The sequence below is a fragment of the Candidatus Nitrospira neomarina genome, assembly GCF_032051675.1.
Classification (GTDB): Bacteria; Nitrospirota; Nitrospiria; order Nitrospirales; family UBA8639; genus Nitrospira_E; species Nitrospira_E neomarina.
The window spans coordinates 3,169,165-3,186,312 of the sequence record NZ_CP116968.1 but is presented as its reverse complement, the minus strand read 5'-3'; the positions used below and the strand labels follow the sequence as shown (position 1 = coordinate 3,186,312).

The following is a 17,148-nucleotide window of genomic DNA, read 5'->3' as shown; positions in this document are numbered from 1 at the left end:
GCAAGAATCGGAGGAAATTGCCGAAAATAACAAAATAACCCCTGGTGTCGAGATGCAAGTAGCCGAACGAATGCAAGATACAACGCTGGTCTTGATGATTTCTGGACGGGTGACTGCGTACTCACGGAAAGTGTTCCAGGGGATGGTGAAATCCGCCAGATTCTCCGGCGCCAGGCATATCATTTTTAATATGGAGGGCGTGACGTTCATGGACACCATTGGGTTGGGGGGATTAATGCTCGCCTACCTTGACTTGAATGACAATCATATGGTCATGAGTGTCGTAGAACCCCAACAGCCGGTGAAAACTTTACTCGAAGACGCAAACTTTCCCGAACTGGTTCCGACATATCCCACTGAAGAGACTGCCTTGCAAGCCATCCAATAGATTCCCTGGTGCGCTTCCTTGTTTCCATCGTTTAAAATAATGTAGTTGGATTTTTCCGACGCGGGGTACGTGTGTTTAAATAATCGGCAGACAGAAGTCAATGTGTTATCCTCGCATGGGCTCGCTAAAGGAAAGGACTTAAACCCGAATGCTTATGGTAATAGGAAAGTTGTGATGGCATGTGAGAAGCTTCTGGCGATGCGAGCGGAACTGGTCCGTCAGCAATTGACGGGTTTTGTGGTGCCGCATACGGATGAATATCAGAATGAATATCTGCCTGCCTGCGCAGAGCGGCTTGCCTGGTTGACCGGGTTTACCGGTTCGGCGGGGACGGCGATTGTCTTACCGAATGAAGCCGCAATGTTTGTGGATGGCCGGTATACGCTTCAAGTGGCTGACCAGGTTGATGAGAAAAGCTTCACGCTTCACAATAGTGGGGAAACGTTACCGGATGAATGGTTGGCGCTTCGTGCAGCACCAACCGATCGAATCGGTTATGATCCCTCCCTGCATACTCCGCAGGATCTCGAACGGTTTCAGGCAGCAACCGAACGAGTCGGTGCACAACTCGTCCCCTGTGTATCGAATCCTATCGATATGGTCTGGCATGATCGGCCTCAACCACCCTCAGGTGTGATCAAGCCTCATCTCCTGGAGTTTTCCGGTCAAAGTTCCCAGGTTAAGCGTGAGGTATTAAGCCGGAGGTGTTTAGAAGACCGGATCGATGCGGCTATCATTACCGCACCGGATTCCATTGCCTGGTTGTTGAACATTCGCGGATCGGATGTAGCCCATACTCCATTACCCCTGTGCCGGGCTATTCTATATGCCACAGGACGGGTCGCCCTGTTTGTGGATCAGAAAAAAATCACCCCGGGCTTGCAAGCGCATTTGGGTCCGGACATTTCCTTTGCACGACCAGAGGAATTTGAAGCTGGCTTACAACAGTTGGGAGCCCATGGGAATCGGGTGCTGTGTGATCCAGCCAAGACCAATTCCTGGATTTTCACCACATTAAGCCAGAGTGGGGCTGACATTGTACATAAAAATGATCCCTGTGTGCTGCCAAAGGCCTGTAAAAATCCGGTGGAAATTGCAGGAGCCTACGCGGCGAATCAACGGGATGGAGTGGCCATGTGTCAATTTCTGGCGTGGCTGGCCCGGGAAGGACCCAAGGGACTGGTGACTGAATTAGGGGCCGTGGACTATCTCGATGCCTGTCGGCGAAAACAGGCGTTGTGGGAGGATTGCAGCTTCCCTACCATTTCGGGTGCAGGGTCAAATGGCGCCATTGTGCATTATCATTCGACCCCGGAGACGAATAGGCGCCTGGAGCCGGGGACATTGTATCTGGTTGACTCCGGCGGGCAATATTTAGACGGAACGACCGATATCACCCGGACCATTGCGATTGGACGTCCTTCGGACGAACATCGTGATCGTTATACACGCGTGTTACAAGGTCATATTGCTCTGGCCACGGCCAGATTTCCTGAGGGGACCACAGGGAGCCAATTGGATGCGCTGGCACGTGCGCCCCTATGGGCAATGGGGTTGGATTACGATCATGGGACAGGCCATGGTGTCGGGAGTTTTTTAGGGGTCCATGAAGGTCCACAAAGAATCGGGAAAGCTGCCAATGCGGTCGCTCTGAAGCCTGGAATGATTGTGTCAAATGAACCGGGTTATTACAAAACCGGTGCCTATGGGATTCGCTTGGAAAACCTGGTGACGGTGGTGGAGGATGAGTCTTTCAAGAACTCATCGCGGAGGTTTCTTGCCTTTGATACCCTGACGATTGTGCCATTCGAGCGAGCCCTCATTGCCATGGAGGTGTTATCGCTCAACGAACGACAGTGGGTGGATACCTATCATGCTCGGGTGTGGGCGGAACTCCAATCTGTTCTGGATACGGATACGCGTGCTTGGTTGGAGCAGGCGACGCAATCTCTCAGCTAAATCCGCCAATTCCTTCCATGCTACGCAACATAGTCAAACTGGAGCTATTTATTATATGAAAACCCAAAAATCGAATGAAGAGATCGTGGATGCCATTAAAACCCAAATGGGACAAAATCCTGAGATTACCAATGTGATCGTGAAGGGTCATCTTCTCCAACTCCATGTCACGCAGGGACTGTTTCATCGTTTGTCAGCCGATCGCGAACGAGGGCGGAAAATTATCCTGGTCCTCATGGAACAGATGAAGCGACTCACCGGATTATCGGATGTGGCGGTGTGGGTGTATTCAGAGAACGAAAAAGTAATTGAGGGAACGGTTAAAGCCTTTGGCGGGGATAATGTCAACTTCCTGTTTGACTTGTAATTTTCACAGGAGAATCTCAATGCAAGGGGATTCCCCTATTCCTGATTGTTGCCTTTGGGCCAGGAATCCAGGCTAGGAGGAAGTCCGGTTTTCCAGGATCCAAGGCGTTTTCCCCCGAGACCAATCCGACAGGACCACACACCGTTCGGTGTATGATTAATCCGCCATCGTCCTCCATCGGCACTGATCCACATCCAGACGGGAGGACGTTGAACGGGTCGTTGAGATTCGGATGGCACTCAAAACTCCATGTCGTCTTGCTGAAAGGGTCTTTTGGTAGGCGCTGAATTCAATTTTAATGAAAGTATTGTGATCCATAACTATGAGGCTTGACAAGTTCCTTGCCGGATATGCCATGGTGTGCCCATGAAAAATTCAGATTATACCCCACCAGGAATTGTGTCGGAAGCATCCACAGGCTTGGTGGGACAGTACGAGACTGATGTTTTGTGTCTGTCCGTGTATGGGAAGACCGTGATTCTTATTGGCACGGCCCATGTGTCACAAGAATCTGTGGATTTGGTCAAACTCGTCATTGAACAGGAGCATCCAGACCGTGTTTGTGTAGAATTGGATGCCAAGCGGTTTGAAGCCATTTCGCATCCCAATCGATGGGAATCATTGGACATCAAGGAAATCATCCGCAAGCAGCAGCTCAGTACGCTGATGGTCAATCTTATTTTGTCTTCCTTCCAAAAACGGTTGGGAGATAAATTGGGCGTTATTCCAGGTACCGAAATGCTGGAGGCCATTCGAATGGCCGACAAGCATGATATTCCCGTGACTCTCGCCGACCGAGACGTGCGGGTGACGATGCGTCGTGCCTGGCGCAACACCCCATTTTGGCGAAAAAGTCTGTTAATGTCCTCGCTCATGCTGAGTATCTTTGATACCACTGAAGTCTCCGAAGAGGAGATTCGGAACCTTAAAAAGCAGGATGTGCTTTCAGAAATGATGAAGGACTTAGGGAAAGAGGTGCCGACGCTCAAAACGGTGCTCATTGACGAGCGGGATCACTATTTAGCTGAAAAAATTGCCGATGCGGCAGGGTCCAGGATTGTCGCCGTGGTTGGCGCCGGGCATGTGGAAGGCATTTGCCGCACATTGCATGGCCGGGAGCCGGTGGACTTGGAGGAGCTGGAAAGCATCCAGCCCGTCTCTCCGGTCTGGAAAGCCGTGGGTTGGAGTATCCCGGTTCTAATTGTGGGGTCCATTGCCTGGATTGGATGGCAAAAGGGGTTAAGTGCTGCCGGAGAGAATTTATTGTTTTGGATTTTGGCCAATGGTATTCCCAGCGGGATTGGCGGGATGTTGGCCATGGCTCATCCGCTCACCATCGCCGCTGCATTTATCTCCGCACCGTTTACCAGTCTCACCCCCGTAATTGGAGTCGGGTATGTCACGGCGTTTGTCCAGGCCTATATGCAACCGCCTCTGGTGCGGGAGTTTCAAACGGTGGCGGAAGATATTGCCATTCCACGAAAGTGGTGGAAAAGTCGGCTCCTCCGTGTATTTTTAGCCTTTCTCCTTCCCACGATTGGAAGTCTCATCGGTACGTGGGTAGGGGGCACCCGCATTGTTTCCAATTTGTTTTAATCAGGACCCCAACAAAGCAACGCACGGTGAGGTTAGGGTTGGGGCGCGGAGACTTTTGACGTATGCTGGAAAATACATTTCGGGCAGGTATAGTGTATAAATCGACCATCGCCTACGAGACGTTTCAGCATAGCAGTTTGACACCAGGTGCAGAGACGGTCCGGCAGATCCGAGGCAGAGGGCGTCAAAGGAGGAATAGAATCAGTGTTGGTCATAACTAGAAGCCATTCTCAAAAACATTCAGGGGGTTTGTCAATGTCTACGACCATGAATGCCTCAACATTAGTGAATGGTGTGGTGCTGGGATTTTTATTGCTGTTGCTCCCGGTATCCGGGTGGGCGGAAACGAATGATGAGGATCTTCCACGATTAACGGTTTCCGCAGAGGGGATGATCAATGTGTCTCCTGATAAAGCGGTGTTGAGTTTTGCGGTCGAAACAGTCGGAGAAAAGCTGTCCGATGTTCAACAGGAGAATCAGGAGCGGGTAGCGAAGGTCTTGGAGGAGTGCCGAGGGTTTAATATTCCGTCTGAGTTCATTCAAACGACGTCCTTGAACGTCATTCCTGAATATCCACCACCCCCGCGACGTCCAACCGATGGAACGTTAGAGAACAGTGTTCCCCGTATCATTGGCTATCGTGTCGTCCACCAGGTCAATGTGGAGGTGCGTAATCTTGAGGTGGTGGGAAAGGTCGTTGACCGGCTTTTACAGGTTGGAGCCAACAGATTTTCAGGCATTGCCTGGGGCTTGCAAAATGAACAACCCACCAAGCTTGAAGTCTTGAAACAGGCTTCTGCCCAAGCCCAATCCAAGGCTGAGGCGTTGGCTCAGGCCTTGAACCTCAAATTGGTTCGGATGATCAATGTCTCGGAAGGTGGCGTTTCTCCATCCCCTCCTGAGGGTCGATACCGCATGGCGATGGCGATGGATAGCGGAGGAGAAGCATCGGTGTCGGCAGGTGAAATCTCGATACGTGGTTCCGTCCTCCTGGTGTATGAAATCAGTCAGAAGTAATCAATTCTGTCTTTATCTGACTCTGGTCCCCGGCCCATAGTGCTCAGGAGCATTCCCTCCATGAACAATGAAAAACCAGAAGCTGTTGCACGTACTGGAAAAGCTGGAGCAGATCTTGGCGTTCCGGCATTGGTGGTGTCCGGCTTCCTTGGGGCTGGTAAGACGACGCTTGTCAAGCATTTGATTGCGGATGCTCAACAACAGGGGCTGAAATTGGCTGTGATCTCCAATGAATTTGGTGAATTAGGCATTGATCGGGCTCTGCTTCAAGAAGAAGGCGGTCCAGGGTATGTGGAACTGGAAGGAGGGTGTGTGTGCTGCCAGCTTTCCGGTGAATTACTCAACACGTTGCAGAATCTGTGGGAAACTATTCGTCCGGATCGAGTGGTGGTGGAAACATCCGGCGTGGCCTTACCCTTCGAAACGCTCCTGACATTTTGGCGTGAGCCCGTCACGGAGTGGGTGGGTGAGAGTTTAGCGGTGGTTGTCGTCAATGCGGAACAAGTGGCACACGGGCGGGACTTGGAGGGCACGTTTGAGCAACAAGTCTCTTCGGCAGATCTGTTGGTCTTCAATAAAGTCGATTTAGTTCCATCAGACTCAATCGGTCGATTGGAAAACCTTCTTCAGGACATGGCCCCTGGTGCTCCAGTGATTCGAAGCATTCAGGGGGAAATCGATACGGCGATTGTTTTTCCTTCCCTCCCCGCCAAAAAGGGTTCACCCAACTCTCAACGAAAGCCCGAACTCCTTCCTCACACGCATGAGGAATTTGAAGCAGAGGAACTCTCCTTTCCTGACGACCTCACGCCCGAACAGCTCATCCAAGAACTTCAACCCCTTAACACTCTTCGCATCAAAGGCATCGTGAACACCTCAGAAGGTCCGAAGCTGGTTCAAGGCGTTGGCCCCCGCATTGATCTGAGCTCGCCTCCCTCGCAATTTCCCAAAGAAATGCTTGGCCGCCTGGTCGCCATCCGCCGAAAATAGACACTCCGGCCTTGCCCATCTCTCCACGGATCGGGTTCTCATTCATGCAGGACTTGTGGGAATTCAACTTTAATTGTCGACTAACTCAAAGACGCACATGGTGTAGCCTTGACACCCTCCTGTTTAAGGTATAGCGTGGATATATGACGTATGAATCTACGTTGACTCTCCTATCCCTCGCGCTTCAACTTTCCTTCCTGCGCGTCTGATTCCTCTGTCTCCGCAAGCCTACGCCTAAACTCTTCTCACCAATCGGTGCCGATCAACGGCTTCGATTGTAACGCTGGTCGTCAGATCAGGTTCCGGGAGAGTTCATTCCTGACCCCTGCGGTCCCAGGAAAGAGGTGAACACTATGTATCCATTGGAAGCTCTCTTAGGCCTCATGTTTCTCTTTTGGGGTGCGGCCATTTATGCGTCTTTTATCGAGAGGCCAACATCCGCTGTGTAGGGAACTGCCTTTGAAGGAGTAAGGACCTTTACTTTCTAGGCAGGTTGCCATCTTGTTTGCCACGTCATATGGCCCCATGTGACGTGGGAGACACTTTTTTTACCTTTTTTTTAAAGAAGGAGAGAATAACCATGAAACACACTTTATTGATGAAACGCACCATTCTTGTTGCCTCCATGGCGCTCGTTCCTTTGATCCTGCCGGGACTGACTTTAGCCGCCCCACAAGGAACAGAACCGATGTCTTCTGCCGAGGCGCAGGCTCAAGGTCTCACGCAAATTGCGGTGGGAAGTGTCCAGGACACTTTAAAAGCCTGTCTGGGAAGAATTCCCCAAAATGCCAGTAGCGGGCAACTTATGTTGGCGGAAGAAAGCTGCCAACAAGTTGAGACTGCCAGGACAATCAATCAGACGTCACTGACTTTCTGAGGCCCGATCCGGGTGCCCCTGCTTGTTGGTGTCCCGGGAGTCTTCCTGAGGAAAGTGTCTCACGACTGGCTCGGAGCAGTGTGAAGTTGAATCCCTGCCGGTTTTGAGTATGGCTCTTTCGCCTCACCGTTTCCCTCGGAAGGGAAGGGTGAGGTGAGAGCGTCCAATGGGAGATCCCCCTGCCTCATATCTAAACTTGTCTGAGCTTATTGCATGGAGGTGAAACATGGAACTGGTCATGTGGGCCGTTTTAGGGATCGTCATGGGATTGGTGGGCCTTTTGTTGATTCCGGTATTAGTGGTCGGGACCTGGTGGGTGGTCATGACTGTCATTTTGGGGTTGTCTGACGGGATCATATGGTTTCTTGATCGCAAATGGCGGGCTTCTGCACCGTAAAGCGTATTTCAATACAGTTTTAAGGGTTTTATTTATAGGATTTTGTAATGGATTTCATAAGACAATGAAAAACACTCAAACGACAGGGAGCGAAATCATAACAACCCACACCCATACATCAAAAGGTACGGCTTCCAGGAATTCATCCAGGGAATTGACTCAGAAGTTGACAGCCAGTGAAGAACGGTTTCAATCTGTCGTACAGACCGCCACGGATGCCATTATTTTGTGGGATGAGCACGGCTCCATCTTGTCTTGGAATAAGGGTGCCAGAAGGATGTTTGGGTATGTCCGCGAGGAAATCCTGGGGAGTCCACTGACTCGGATTATCCCGGCTCGGTATCACGAAGCGCATCGCTATGGAATGGAACGGGTGGGATCAGCAGTCGATGGGGGCGGCATCGTGAAAACCCTCGAACTACATGGTTTGAAAAAGAACGGGGAGGAATTCCCTATTGAGATGGCTCCTTCAAAATCAGACCTCGAAAATGAGACATTTTATTGTGGCATCATACGCGACATTTCTGAGCGGAAACTGGCGGAGAAGGTGCTGGAGGAACGGAACCGAATGTTGGCCTTTGAGGCGGAGGTGGGGCAGGTCCTGAACTGTGACCAAACGCTGAGTGTCCGCCTGCAGGGTTGTGCGGATTCGTTCATAAGTCATCTGGATGGGGCTTGGGCCGGTTTCTGGACGATGCATTCTATGGAGGAAGGTTTGGAGCTGCAGGCTAGTGCCGGGCTTTCTACTCATTTGGCCGGTTCCGTGCCATTTGGCCATTCGCAAATCGGTCAGATTGCCTTTGAGAAGAGGCCCTATCTGACCAATGCGATCATCAATGATTCCGGGGTTCCAGAACGGGCATGGGCTAAGAAAAAAGGGCTTGTGTCCTTTGCGGGGTATCCGTTGCTGATCGACCAGGAGGTGGTGGGGGTTATGGCGGTGTTTTCCCGGCAACCCTTGACCAGTTTCATGTGGCACAGTCTTGGTTTAGTGGCTGATCGCATCGCCACGGCCATTGAACGTCAAAGAGTGATGGAAACACACCAAAATCTCGCGAGGCACTACGCACGAATCCTCGCCGCCTCGGGAGAGGGGATCTATGAATTGGATAGAGAAGGCAAAACCACTTTTGTGAATCCGGCCGGGACTCTTATGCTGGGATACAAGGTCGAGGAATTAATTGGCGAGCCGATGCACGAGCTGATTCATCATACGAAACCCGAGGGGTCACCCTATCCCAGAGAAGCCTGTCCTATTCATGCCGCGCTCAGGGAGGGAACGGTTTATCATGATGATACAGAGGTGCTCTGGCGCAAAAATGGGACCTCTTTCCCTGTTGACTACTACATTTCGCCGATCCGGGAAAATGGAATTTTAATTGGGGCTGTGGTGACGTTCAAGGATATTAGCGAGCGGGTACGAATGACTGCCGAATTATTGGAAGAAACAAAACTCGCTGGCGTGACAGTGATGCTAGGGGATATTGCTCACGATATCAAGAATATGCTCATGCCGGTGCTGAATGGCGCCAAATTGCTAGACGACGATCTTCAAGAATTGTTTGAGAAGTTACCTGACGTTACTCCGAAGGAATTGTCGGCCTCAAGGAAATTTTCCAACGAGGCGGTCGAAATGATCGTGAAGAATGCCCGTCGGATTCAAGGTCGCATGCGGGAGATTGCCGATACGGTCAAAGGTATATCCAGCCCGCTACGGTTTGCTCCATGCCAGGTGTCGGAAGTGGTCGAAGGCGTCTTCGGCATCCTTCGCTTCTATGCCACGGAGATGGGTGTTTCCCTAAACACGCAAGGTCTTGACGTCCTTCCGCACATTCAGGCGGATGAGAACCGTTTGTTCAACGCCCTCTACAATCTGGTCAATAATGCAATTCCGGAAACCCCTGCCGGTGGATCAGTCACCATTGGTGGGTCAATAGGGTTAGATGGAAGAACCGTGGTGTTAACGGTCGCAGATACGGGTGGGGGAATGCCCCCTGAAATCCGTGACAGATTATTTACTAAAGATGCGATCAGCGGTAAAGCCGGGGGAACTGGATTGGGGACGAAGATAGTCAAGGATGTGGTTGATGCTCATTCAGGAACGGTCAGCGTACATAGTGAACCACGGAAAGGCACCACCTTCACCATCCAATTACCGATGACTCCAAAGATTTTGAAACCAGAAGGAATTCTTCCTTAGCGGGATCCTTGATACAGGGGAATGGCCATTCATACATGATCTTGGTCCATTGTTACCTGCGAATCTTGACCTTTCGCCTGCCAAAGTGCCACCGCCTTGCTGAACAAGACTATTTCAAATGCTTACCGCCTTGCATCGATACGTACAATAATGGCATGGATAAAACTTCGTAAATTAGCCGTCCCTAGGAATAAAATTAAAATTGCTTGGAACTATTTTCTATAGGTCAACTGGTTTTTCGAAAAGGTGAGAATGGGATTGCAGAAGGGTTCCCTTTAGGTCCGGATCAAGGATGGTTTGATACAGAGATTTGGCTTTGGCGAGCAGATCAATGGAGATATGAGTGGCGCCTTGGAGATTGGCTCCCTGTAAGTTCGTCCCGGTCAGGGATGTATCCTGAAGGGAAGCCCCTTCCAAATTAGCCTGTATGAGTTGAGCCTCACGCAAATCAGTTAAGTTGAGCTTGGCTTTGGCCAGATTGGCACGGGTAAGATTTCCCCATGGAAGCGAAGCACGTGTAAGGGTGGCCCCCTCAAGATTCGCGCCCTCCAGGTTGCAGGCAATGAGCCCGGTTCCGGACAAATCAATCCTGGTCATGGTGGCATGTGAGAGATTAGCCTTGATCAGATTGGCTTCCTGCACATCGGCTTCGGTGAGGTTCACCCCGGAGAGGTTGGCTTCTGTTAAATTGGCATGAAAGAGATAGGCGTCTGAAAGGTCTGCCCCTTCCAGATTGGCCTGGCTTAAATCAAGCCCGGTAAAGTCGTACCCGGAAAGATCAGCTCCGCTCAGGTCTGGTTGAATGGACTGGCTTGTCCGTCGAAATTTATTCCATTCCCCGACCCCTCCCTTGATGAGGCGTTCAACATGTTCAGGATTGGCCATGAGGAGAGTGTCGGGATTGAACGACGAACCGGATCGCCTGGCTGAAGGTGGTGGGTTTTTGCCTGTTTACCGTTTTTTGAGGTACTTGAGGAATTCCGAATCCGGGGAGAGAACCAACGTCGTATTGTTCGCAAAGGTTTTCTTGTAGGCTTCCATGGTTCGGATAAATTCAAAAAACTCCGGGCCTTGTTGATAGGCGGTCGCATAGATTTTGTAGGCTTTAGCTTCACCGTCTCCGCGAATTTCCTGTGCGGTTTTATAGGCCTCTGCCAGAATGATCTGCTTGTCTTTCTCGGCCTCGGAGCGAATCTTTTGGGCTTCTTCCTCTCCCTCTGCTCGATATTGTTTGGCCTGCCGTTCCCGTTCGGCCTGCATCCGTTGGAAAATAGCTTTTTCATTTTGCTCGGGCAAATCAGCCCGCTTGATCCGTACATCCAAAACTTCCAGCCCGTAGGCCGAGGCTTTTTCGTTGGAACGATCTGACACGACTTTCATGATCAACGCCCGGTTTGCGGAAACGATTTCCGTCAGTTCATGCCGGCCCAACTCAACACGCAATTCCGAGTAAATGATATCGTCCAGGCGCTGAAGGGCCCCTCGTTGTGTCTGAAAGGCCTGATAGACTTTTAAGGGGTCCACTATGCGCCATTTGGCGAAATTGTCGATCACCATAGACTTCTTGTCACTAGTAATGACATCGCGTACGGGAGCGTCATAGTCCAAATAGCGTTTATCAAAAAAGGTGACTTGATGGTAAAAGGGAATCTTGAATTTCAGCCCTGGTTCCGTGATGGTCTCGACAGGTTTCCCCAATGCGACCACGATAGCTGTTTCGGTTAAATCGACCACAAAAAACGGAGAAAGACCTAATACCAAAAGCAATCCAAAAACTAATATGACACCAATGAGGAGATTTTGTTTCATCGGGAGTCCCCTCCTTGCGTGGTTGTTTCTCCCCTAGAGCGGGATTGGCGGTCTAACGGAAGAAAGGGCAGGACATTGCCTGAGGCCTTCGAGTCCAAAATGATTTTTTCCGTATTGGCCATGACTTCTTCCATCGTTTCAATGTATACCCGTTTACTGATGACATCCTTGGCCAGTTTGTATTCTTTTAAAGTCTGGAGAAAGTAATTGGCTTCCCCCTCCGCACGTGCAATCCGTGACTGTGCGCTCCCTTTGGCCTGGTTGATGCCTTGAGCCGCTTCCCCTTTTGCTCTGGGGATGAGATCGTTTCGGTAGCCGTGAGACTGGTTAATGAGTTTTTCACGGTCTTCCTTGGCGCTGGCGACATCTTTAAAAGCCGCGGCGACGGCATCCGGAGGATTCACATCCTGAAGTTGGATTGTGGCCACTTGTACGCCGGCCAGGTATTGATCGAGGATGCCTTGAAGCAGGTCTTGAGCTTCCTGTTGAATCTGGGCTTTGCCGATCGTTAGCGCTTCATCAATTTTACTTTTGCCGATGACTTCCCGCATGGCTGCTTCAGCCGCGTTGTGAATCGTGGACTCGACATCGGCGACTTTATATAAATAATTTTTAGCTTCCTTGATTTTATATTGGACGATGAACTCAAGAGACAGAATATTCATGTCACCGGTCAACATGAGGGCTTCTCTGGGAACGAATTGGGTGCGTCCACGGTCTTGGCGGAATCCCACCTCCACTCGATGGAGTTTTTCAACTTTTGGAGTGTCGACTGTTTCTACAAATGGAATTTTAAAATGTGGGCCGGATTCAACCTCGCGGACAATATCGCCAAATCGTTTCACCAGACCTTGCTCGTCCGGGGCTACAATAAACACCGATTGCCAGAGAGCCAGGACTGCCAAGACGATGTAAATGATTGATTTGAAACCCCGGCCGGGCACGAGTCGATTGAGTTGGTCTTGTGCTTTCCGAAGCGCTTCATCGAGGGGGTCTTGACCGCTTCCTCCCCACGGATCTTTAGGTTCCCATGCCATACGTTAGTCCTATATTTGAGTTACAAGCGGGACGTGCGAGGTGATTACTGTAGTTACGTGAGCCACGGTAACAGAAATTTTTGGATGGGGCAATAAAAGATCAATGAATCCTATTCCAAACAGGCAGAGAGTGGAGCGCTGCAGCTCTTAATGGGATAGAAGTTCGTTCTATTTGCTTTTTTGTTAAATGGGCCGTATGAGAGACCTAGATTGGCATTCAGGAATAAAAAATCTCTTATTCCTGTTAGGACTAAATGAAGAAAATATCAACATTGTATGGTCTGATCATTTCTTATGATATTTGGCGTGAAAGGAGACTGGGTTGATCGGTGAGAGGCCTTCATACGGTAGTCAGGTTGGAGACGTTTCTCACTTGCCCATAAGTGGTTGATGTTGATCCAATAGTCGCAGAGAGCTTGGAAATATGACAACGATGAAATAGGTTTTATTTTTTAGGAGGGATGTTTATGACGACATGGAGAAAACTATTAATTTTTGGTTTGATGCTTGTGAGTGTTGTGGGGGTGAGCCGAGCTTTTTCAGGTCCTGTCGTTTCTATCAATGAGGATCTTATTCCTGGTCGTTACCAAGGGATTAGAGTTGAGGGAGTTCAGGGAGGAATGTTTGTGGTAGATACGGCGTCAGCTAAGGTGAAGTTTTGTGGTATCACTCCCGTCGGATGTTCTTCCTGGAATAATTGAGGGAGGCAGAGGAAAGGTCATGTAGAAAGTCAGGAGAGGCATTTTTTTATTGACCGGACGCGCAGATTAATGAAGTCCAAATTTCAAGCTGGCACATCCTCGCAAGCATCTCATCGACATCTGATGCTGCATAAGCCTTACGGGATCCTGTCAAAATTTACCGATTCAGAAGGACGTCCGACGTTAGCCGACTATGTGGCTGATGCACGGGTGTATCCGGCCGGTCGATTGGATATGGATAGTGAGGGCCTTCTGCTGCTGACTTCTGATGGAGATCTGGCTCATCGTCTGACCTCGCCATTTCAAAAAGTTTCCAAAACCTATTTGGTGCAAGTGGAACGTATTCCGGATGAATCAGCCCTCATGGGGCTTCGGGAGGGCGTTATGGTCAAGGGCAAAAGGACCCGACCGGCTAAGGTGCAGCTTCTTCATGAAGAGCCAGACGTCTATCCTCGTCCGGTCCCTATTCGTTTTCGCAAATCCGTTCCTACGGCATGGTTGCGGATGGAAATTCAGGAAGGCATGAACCGGCAGATTCGACATATGACTGCTCAAGTGGGACATCCGACTCTAAGGATCATTCGTGTCGCCATCGGGCCGATTCGGTTGGGCTCTCTTGCGCCAGGACAATGGAGGGAGCTTCGAGCAGGAGAATTGCGCGGGTTGTCGTAGGGCTTTCTGTGTCGCGTTCGTGGACGGGAAAAAGCCATTCGGATGAAATAATTGGCAGGAGCCTGAACCATCCCTCATGTTTGACCTTGATCATGGTAATGGTGCCGGTAAAAATGTTTATTAGGGTTTTTACCTTGAACATTGTTGCCCGGACAGGTAAAATTCAGCGCTCGTCATCTAATGAACATGAGTTGATGACCGGCGGAACGGCGGCATGACACATACTTAAATCAGGCCGATGTCATGATGGTGTCTGGTCGGTCCAGGGCCACCCCTCGCGCGCTGTTTTGTCCCCAAGCCAGAACGATAGAAGGAAGTTGATTCCAGAATGAGGCATTTCTCTGTGGACAAATAGAGGGTCGGATCTTAGGTTGTGCCGTAGGGTCTTAGCCCATAGCCGGAATTCGACGGTCTCATCCTATAGTTTCTTTTGAGCCGGTGCGAACAATTCACTATTGGTCACTTAATTGGTCACTTACATAAGAATGGAGATATTCCTAACATGTCGGTAACTATTATTCTGGCTTTGTCTGTTCTTGGATTAGCTGTTGCGTTTTACTACTCTTCATCGGTCCTGAAGATCCCCATTGATATGGGTGTCGAAGATCCGGAAACCCGGAAGCGTCTGGCGAAAATCCATTCGGCTATTGCCACCGGGGCCATGGCATTCCTGAAACAGGAATACAAAATCATGGCCATCTTCATGGTGGTTTTTGCCGCAATCATTGCGGTGTTAATTGACGATCATCACACCGACTACGTGAATGAAGGGCTGTACACGGCTATTGCCTTCATTTTTGGCGCCATCATTTCGATTGCCTCGGGTTTCATCGGGATGAAAATCGCCACGCAAGGAAATGTACGAACGACCGTCTCTGCCAACCAATCCCTCTCTTCCGCATTTAATGTTGCCCTGCATTCCGGCTCCGTGATGGGGTTTGCATTAGTCAGTTTGGCGGTCTTGGGACTGTTAATTATCTATCTTGGACTCAAAAGTATCATGCCGGCTCAACTCCCGACGCATATTTTGATGGAAGTCATTGCCGGCTTCGGTCTGGGGGGTTCGTCTATTGCGTTATTTGCTCGTGTGGGTGGCGGTATTTTCACAAAAGCCGCGGATGTTGGGGCTGATTTGGTGGGGAAAGTTGAAGCGGGCATTCCGGAAGACGACCCGCGTAACCCTGCGGTGATTGCCGATAACGTGGGCGATAACGTGGGCGATGTAGCCGGAATGGGGGCCGATCTCTTTGGTTCTTGTGCGGAAAGCACCTGTGCTGCGATGGTGATTAGCGCGGTCGCCTTTTCAGGAATGGTTGATGCGTTGTTATATCCAATCCTTATTTCTGCCATCGGCATCCCCGTGAGCCTTCTCACCCTAATGATGATCAAGGTCAATTCCGAAGACCAGGTTGGTCCGGCGTTGAAAAAGATGCTGATCATCTCCAGTGCGTTGATGGCCGTGGTGATGCTGTTTGTCACCAAGGCAATGCTTCCGGATACTTTTGAGATTGGCGGGCAGGCGTATACCGATCTGGGTGTATATTTTTGCTTCCTGTCAGGCTTAATTGCGGGGCTGGCCGTGGGATTAATGACTGAATACTATACCGCCCATGACTATGGGCCTGTGCGGGAATTGGCGAAGTCATGTGAAACAGGTGCAGCTACGAATATCATTTTTGGACTGGCGCTCGGCTATAAGAGTGCCGTGGGTCCTTATCTCGCCATTGGTCTTGCCATCTATATTCCGTGGATGTTAGCCGGTATGTACGGGGTGGCCATTGCTTCTTTAGGTATGTTGGGCACGCTTGTGATTGCACTCACCATCGATGCCTATGGGCCGGTTTCTGATAATGCCGGGGGTATCGCTGAAATGGCCGGTATGCCGGAACACGTCCGCAAGCGGACGGATGTGTTGGATGCGGCCGGAAATACGACGGCCGCCATCGGGAAGGGGTTTGCCATCGGTGCGGCTATCCTGACCTCATTGGCCCTGTTCGCAGCCTTTCTCACCCGGGCGGACTTGCTGCTCAAGGAACAACATGGCCCAGAATATGATCTATTAGGCAGTATTAACTTATTGGATCCCCTCGTGTTTACCGGGTTGTTTATCGGGGCTGTGTTGCCGGCCTATTTTTCCGCCATGACGATGAAATCGGTAGGGTCGGCGGCCTATAAGATGATCGAAGAAGTCCGACGGCAGTTCCGCACCATTCCCGGCCTCATGGAAGGAAAGGCCGAGGCGGATTATGAGCAATGTGTCGCCATTTCAACTCAAGCTGCCCTGAAAGAAATGATTGCACCAGGCATTCTGATCATGGGAACGCCGCTGATCACTGGATTCCTTTTTGGCATTCAAGCGGTGGCTGGTGTGCTTGCCGGGTCCCTTGTCGCCGGTGGGGTCATCGCCATCTCCTCATCGAATAGTGGTGGGGCTTGGGATAATGCAAAGAAATATATTGAGGCTGGAAATCTTGGGGGGAAGGGTACGGACACCCACAAGGCCGCAGTCGTTGGTGATACCGTGGGTGATCCCCTGAAAGACACCTCAGGGCCCTCGTTGAATATCCTGATCAAACTTTCAGCTATCCTGTCATTGGTGTTTGTGCCATTTTTCGTTCAGTACGGGGGGCTCTTGATAAAGTAATTTCTACAGAGCAGGATCGCCCAACCGGACCGCAGTTCCCTTTTGTTTTGTTGGGACGAATGCTGTCATCCTTGTTATAATGGTTAATGTAGATGATGGTGTTTCCATTTTAGGTTATAGAGCGAAACTGACTTTGCCTTTGTCTGTTGTCTTCATTTTTATCTTGATGTTGTGTTTGTCATTATTCCATTCCTTGTACAGTTTTTATCTCTCTCTTCATTCCCTTTTTCTTTCCTTTGCGGTGGCTGACCAAGATGGTCATTCCATCGGTTTTCCCCCTCATTTTTCGGCCTCATTACCACAAAGATTGATGGTTTAAAATTTTTAAGGGCGAGATCTCTGTTTTGGTGAAAATGGGAGGCGCCCTGAGGCACTCCTGTTTTTCTCATTCGCGGTTGTTCCGGTACTTTTAGAATGTGAAGGACAACGCTTTCAGAAAGACATGGTGGTCCCTCTCTATTGGCATATGTCCTGCCTAGTTCCGGCGGGCAGGT

Annotated in this window: 16 protein-coding genes; 12 read left to right on the top strand and 4 right to left on the bottom strand. The window is 50.3% G+C overall.

All coding sequences use genetic code 11. The annotated features are described in order from the left end of the window. The first annotated feature begins 52 nt into the window (after positions 1-52). From PQG83_RS13620 to PQG83_RS13610, 3 genes are all read left to right on the top strand, one after another. On the top strand, positions 53-388 hold the full coding sequence (locus tag PQG83_RS13620) for an STAS domain-containing protein (protein ID WP_312742062.1): 336 nt from the start codon (positions 53-55) through the stop codon (positions 386-388). 174 nt (positions 389-562) lie between these two features. Further along, positions 563-2,347, top strand: a complete 1,785-nt coding sequence (locus PQG83_RS13615) for an aminopeptidase P family protein (RefSeq protein WP_312742060.1) — start codon at positions 563-565, stop codon at positions 2,345-2,347. Positions 2,348-2,402: 55 nt separating this feature from the next. Next, a complete protein-coding gene (locus tag PQG83_RS13610) occupies positions 2,403-2,714 on the top strand; it encodes a hypothetical protein (RefSeq protein WP_312644755.1) in 312 nt (103 codons plus the stop codon). A 35-nt stretch (positions 2,715-2,749) separates the two neighbouring features. Here PQG83_RS13610 and PQG83_RS13605 read toward each other — a convergent pair whose 3' ends face one another. Next, positions 2,750-2,953, bottom strand: a complete 204-nt coding sequence (locus PQG83_RS13605) for a hypothetical protein (protein ID WP_312742059.1) — start codon at positions 2,951-2,953, stop codon at positions 2,750-2,752. Positions 2,954-3,080: 127 nt separating this feature from the next. Between PQG83_RS13605 and PQG83_RS13600 the strand changes: the two genes are divergently transcribed. The 6 genes from PQG83_RS13600 (at position 3,081) to PQG83_RS13575 (ending at position 9,791) form a co-directional block, all read left to right on the top strand. Continuing rightward, the gene (locus tag PQG83_RS13600; RefSeq protein ID WP_312742058.1) at positions 3,081-4,310 is read left to right on the top strand and encodes a TraB/GumN family protein; all 1,230 of its coding nucleotides are present in this window, start codon (positions 3,081-3,083) and stop codon (positions 4,308-4,310) included. 255 nt (positions 4,311-4,565) lie between these two features. Then, on the top strand, positions 4,566-5,327 hold the full coding sequence (locus tag PQG83_RS13595) for an SIMPL domain-containing protein (RefSeq protein WP_312742056.1): 762 nt from the start codon (positions 4,566-4,568) through the stop codon (positions 5,325-5,327). A gap of 60 nt (positions 5,328-5,387) precedes the next feature. Beyond that, positions 5,388-6,317 carry a CobW family GTP-binding protein gene (locus PQG83_RS13590; protein ID WP_312742053.1) on the top strand — a complete coding sequence of 310 codons (930 nt, stop codon included), beginning with the start codon at positions 5,388-5,390 and terminating at the stop codon, positions 6,315-6,317. 580 nt (positions 6,318-6,897) lie between these two features. Next, a complete protein-coding gene (locus PQG83_RS13585; protein ID WP_312742050.1) occupies positions 6,898-7,194 on the top strand; it encodes a hypothetical protein in 297 nt (98 codons plus the stop codon). 226 nt (positions 7,195-7,420) lie between these two features. Further along, positions 7,421-7,591: a hypothetical protein gene (locus PQG83_RS13580; RefSeq protein WP_312742047.1), complete on the top strand. Its 171-nt coding sequence runs from the start codon at positions 7,421-7,423 to the stop codon at positions 7,589-7,591. 64 nt (positions 7,592-7,655) lie between these two features. After that, a complete protein-coding gene (locus PQG83_RS13575; protein WP_312742044.1) occupies positions 7,656-9,791 on the top strand; it encodes a PAS domain S-box protein in 2,136 nt (711 codons plus the stop codon). Between the two features lie 219 nt (positions 9,792-10,010). On the opposite strand, the gene PQG83_RS13570 is transcribed toward PQG83_RS13575, so the two are convergent. From PQG83_RS13570 to hflK, 3 genes are all read right to left on the bottom strand, one after another. Next, complete coding sequence (locus PQG83_RS13570) at positions 10,011-10,676, bottom strand: pentapeptide repeat-containing protein (RefSeq protein ID WP_312742041.1); 666 nt, start codon at positions 10,674-10,676, stop codon at positions 10,011-10,013. 66 nt (positions 10,677-10,742) lie between these two features. Beyond that, positions 10,743-11,600, bottom strand: coding sequence for a protease modulator HflC (gene hflC / locus PQG83_RS13565; protein ID WP_312742039.1), 858 nt, complete (start codon positions 11,598-11,600; stop codon positions 10,743-10,745). Further along, complete coding sequence (gene hflK, locus PQG83_RS13560; RefSeq protein WP_312742037.1) at positions 11,597-12,637, bottom strand: FtsH protease activity modulator HflK; 1,041 nt, start codon at positions 12,635-12,637, stop codon at positions 11,597-11,599. The genes hflC and hflK overlap by 4 nt, the downstream gene beginning before the upstream one ends. A gap of 467 nt (positions 12,638-13,104) precedes the next feature. Here hflK and PQG83_RS13555 point away from each other — a divergent pair, with 467 nt between their 5' ends. The 3 genes from PQG83_RS13555 (at position 13,105) to PQG83_RS13545 (ending at position 16,654) form a co-directional block, all read left to right on the top strand. Beyond that, on the top strand, positions 13,105-13,338 hold the full coding sequence (locus tag PQG83_RS13555) for a hypothetical protein (protein ID WP_312742035.1): 234 nt from the start codon (positions 13,105-13,107) through the stop codon (positions 13,336-13,338). A gap of 69 nt (positions 13,339-13,407) precedes the next feature. Beyond that, positions 13,408-14,010 (top strand): pseudouridine synthase, encoded by a 603-nt coding sequence (locus PQG83_RS13550; RefSeq protein WP_312742007.1) that lies wholly within the window; start codon positions 13,408-13,410, stop codon positions 14,008-14,010. A gap of 502 nt (positions 14,011-14,512) precedes the next feature. Next, positions 14,513-16,654 carry a V-type H(+)-translocating pyrophosphatase gene (locus PQG83_RS13545; protein WP_312742004.1) on the top strand — a complete coding sequence of 714 codons (2,142 nt, stop codon included), beginning with the start codon at positions 14,513-14,515 and terminating at the stop codon, positions 16,652-16,654. The last annotated feature ends 494 nt before the right edge of the window (positions 16,655-17,148 follow it).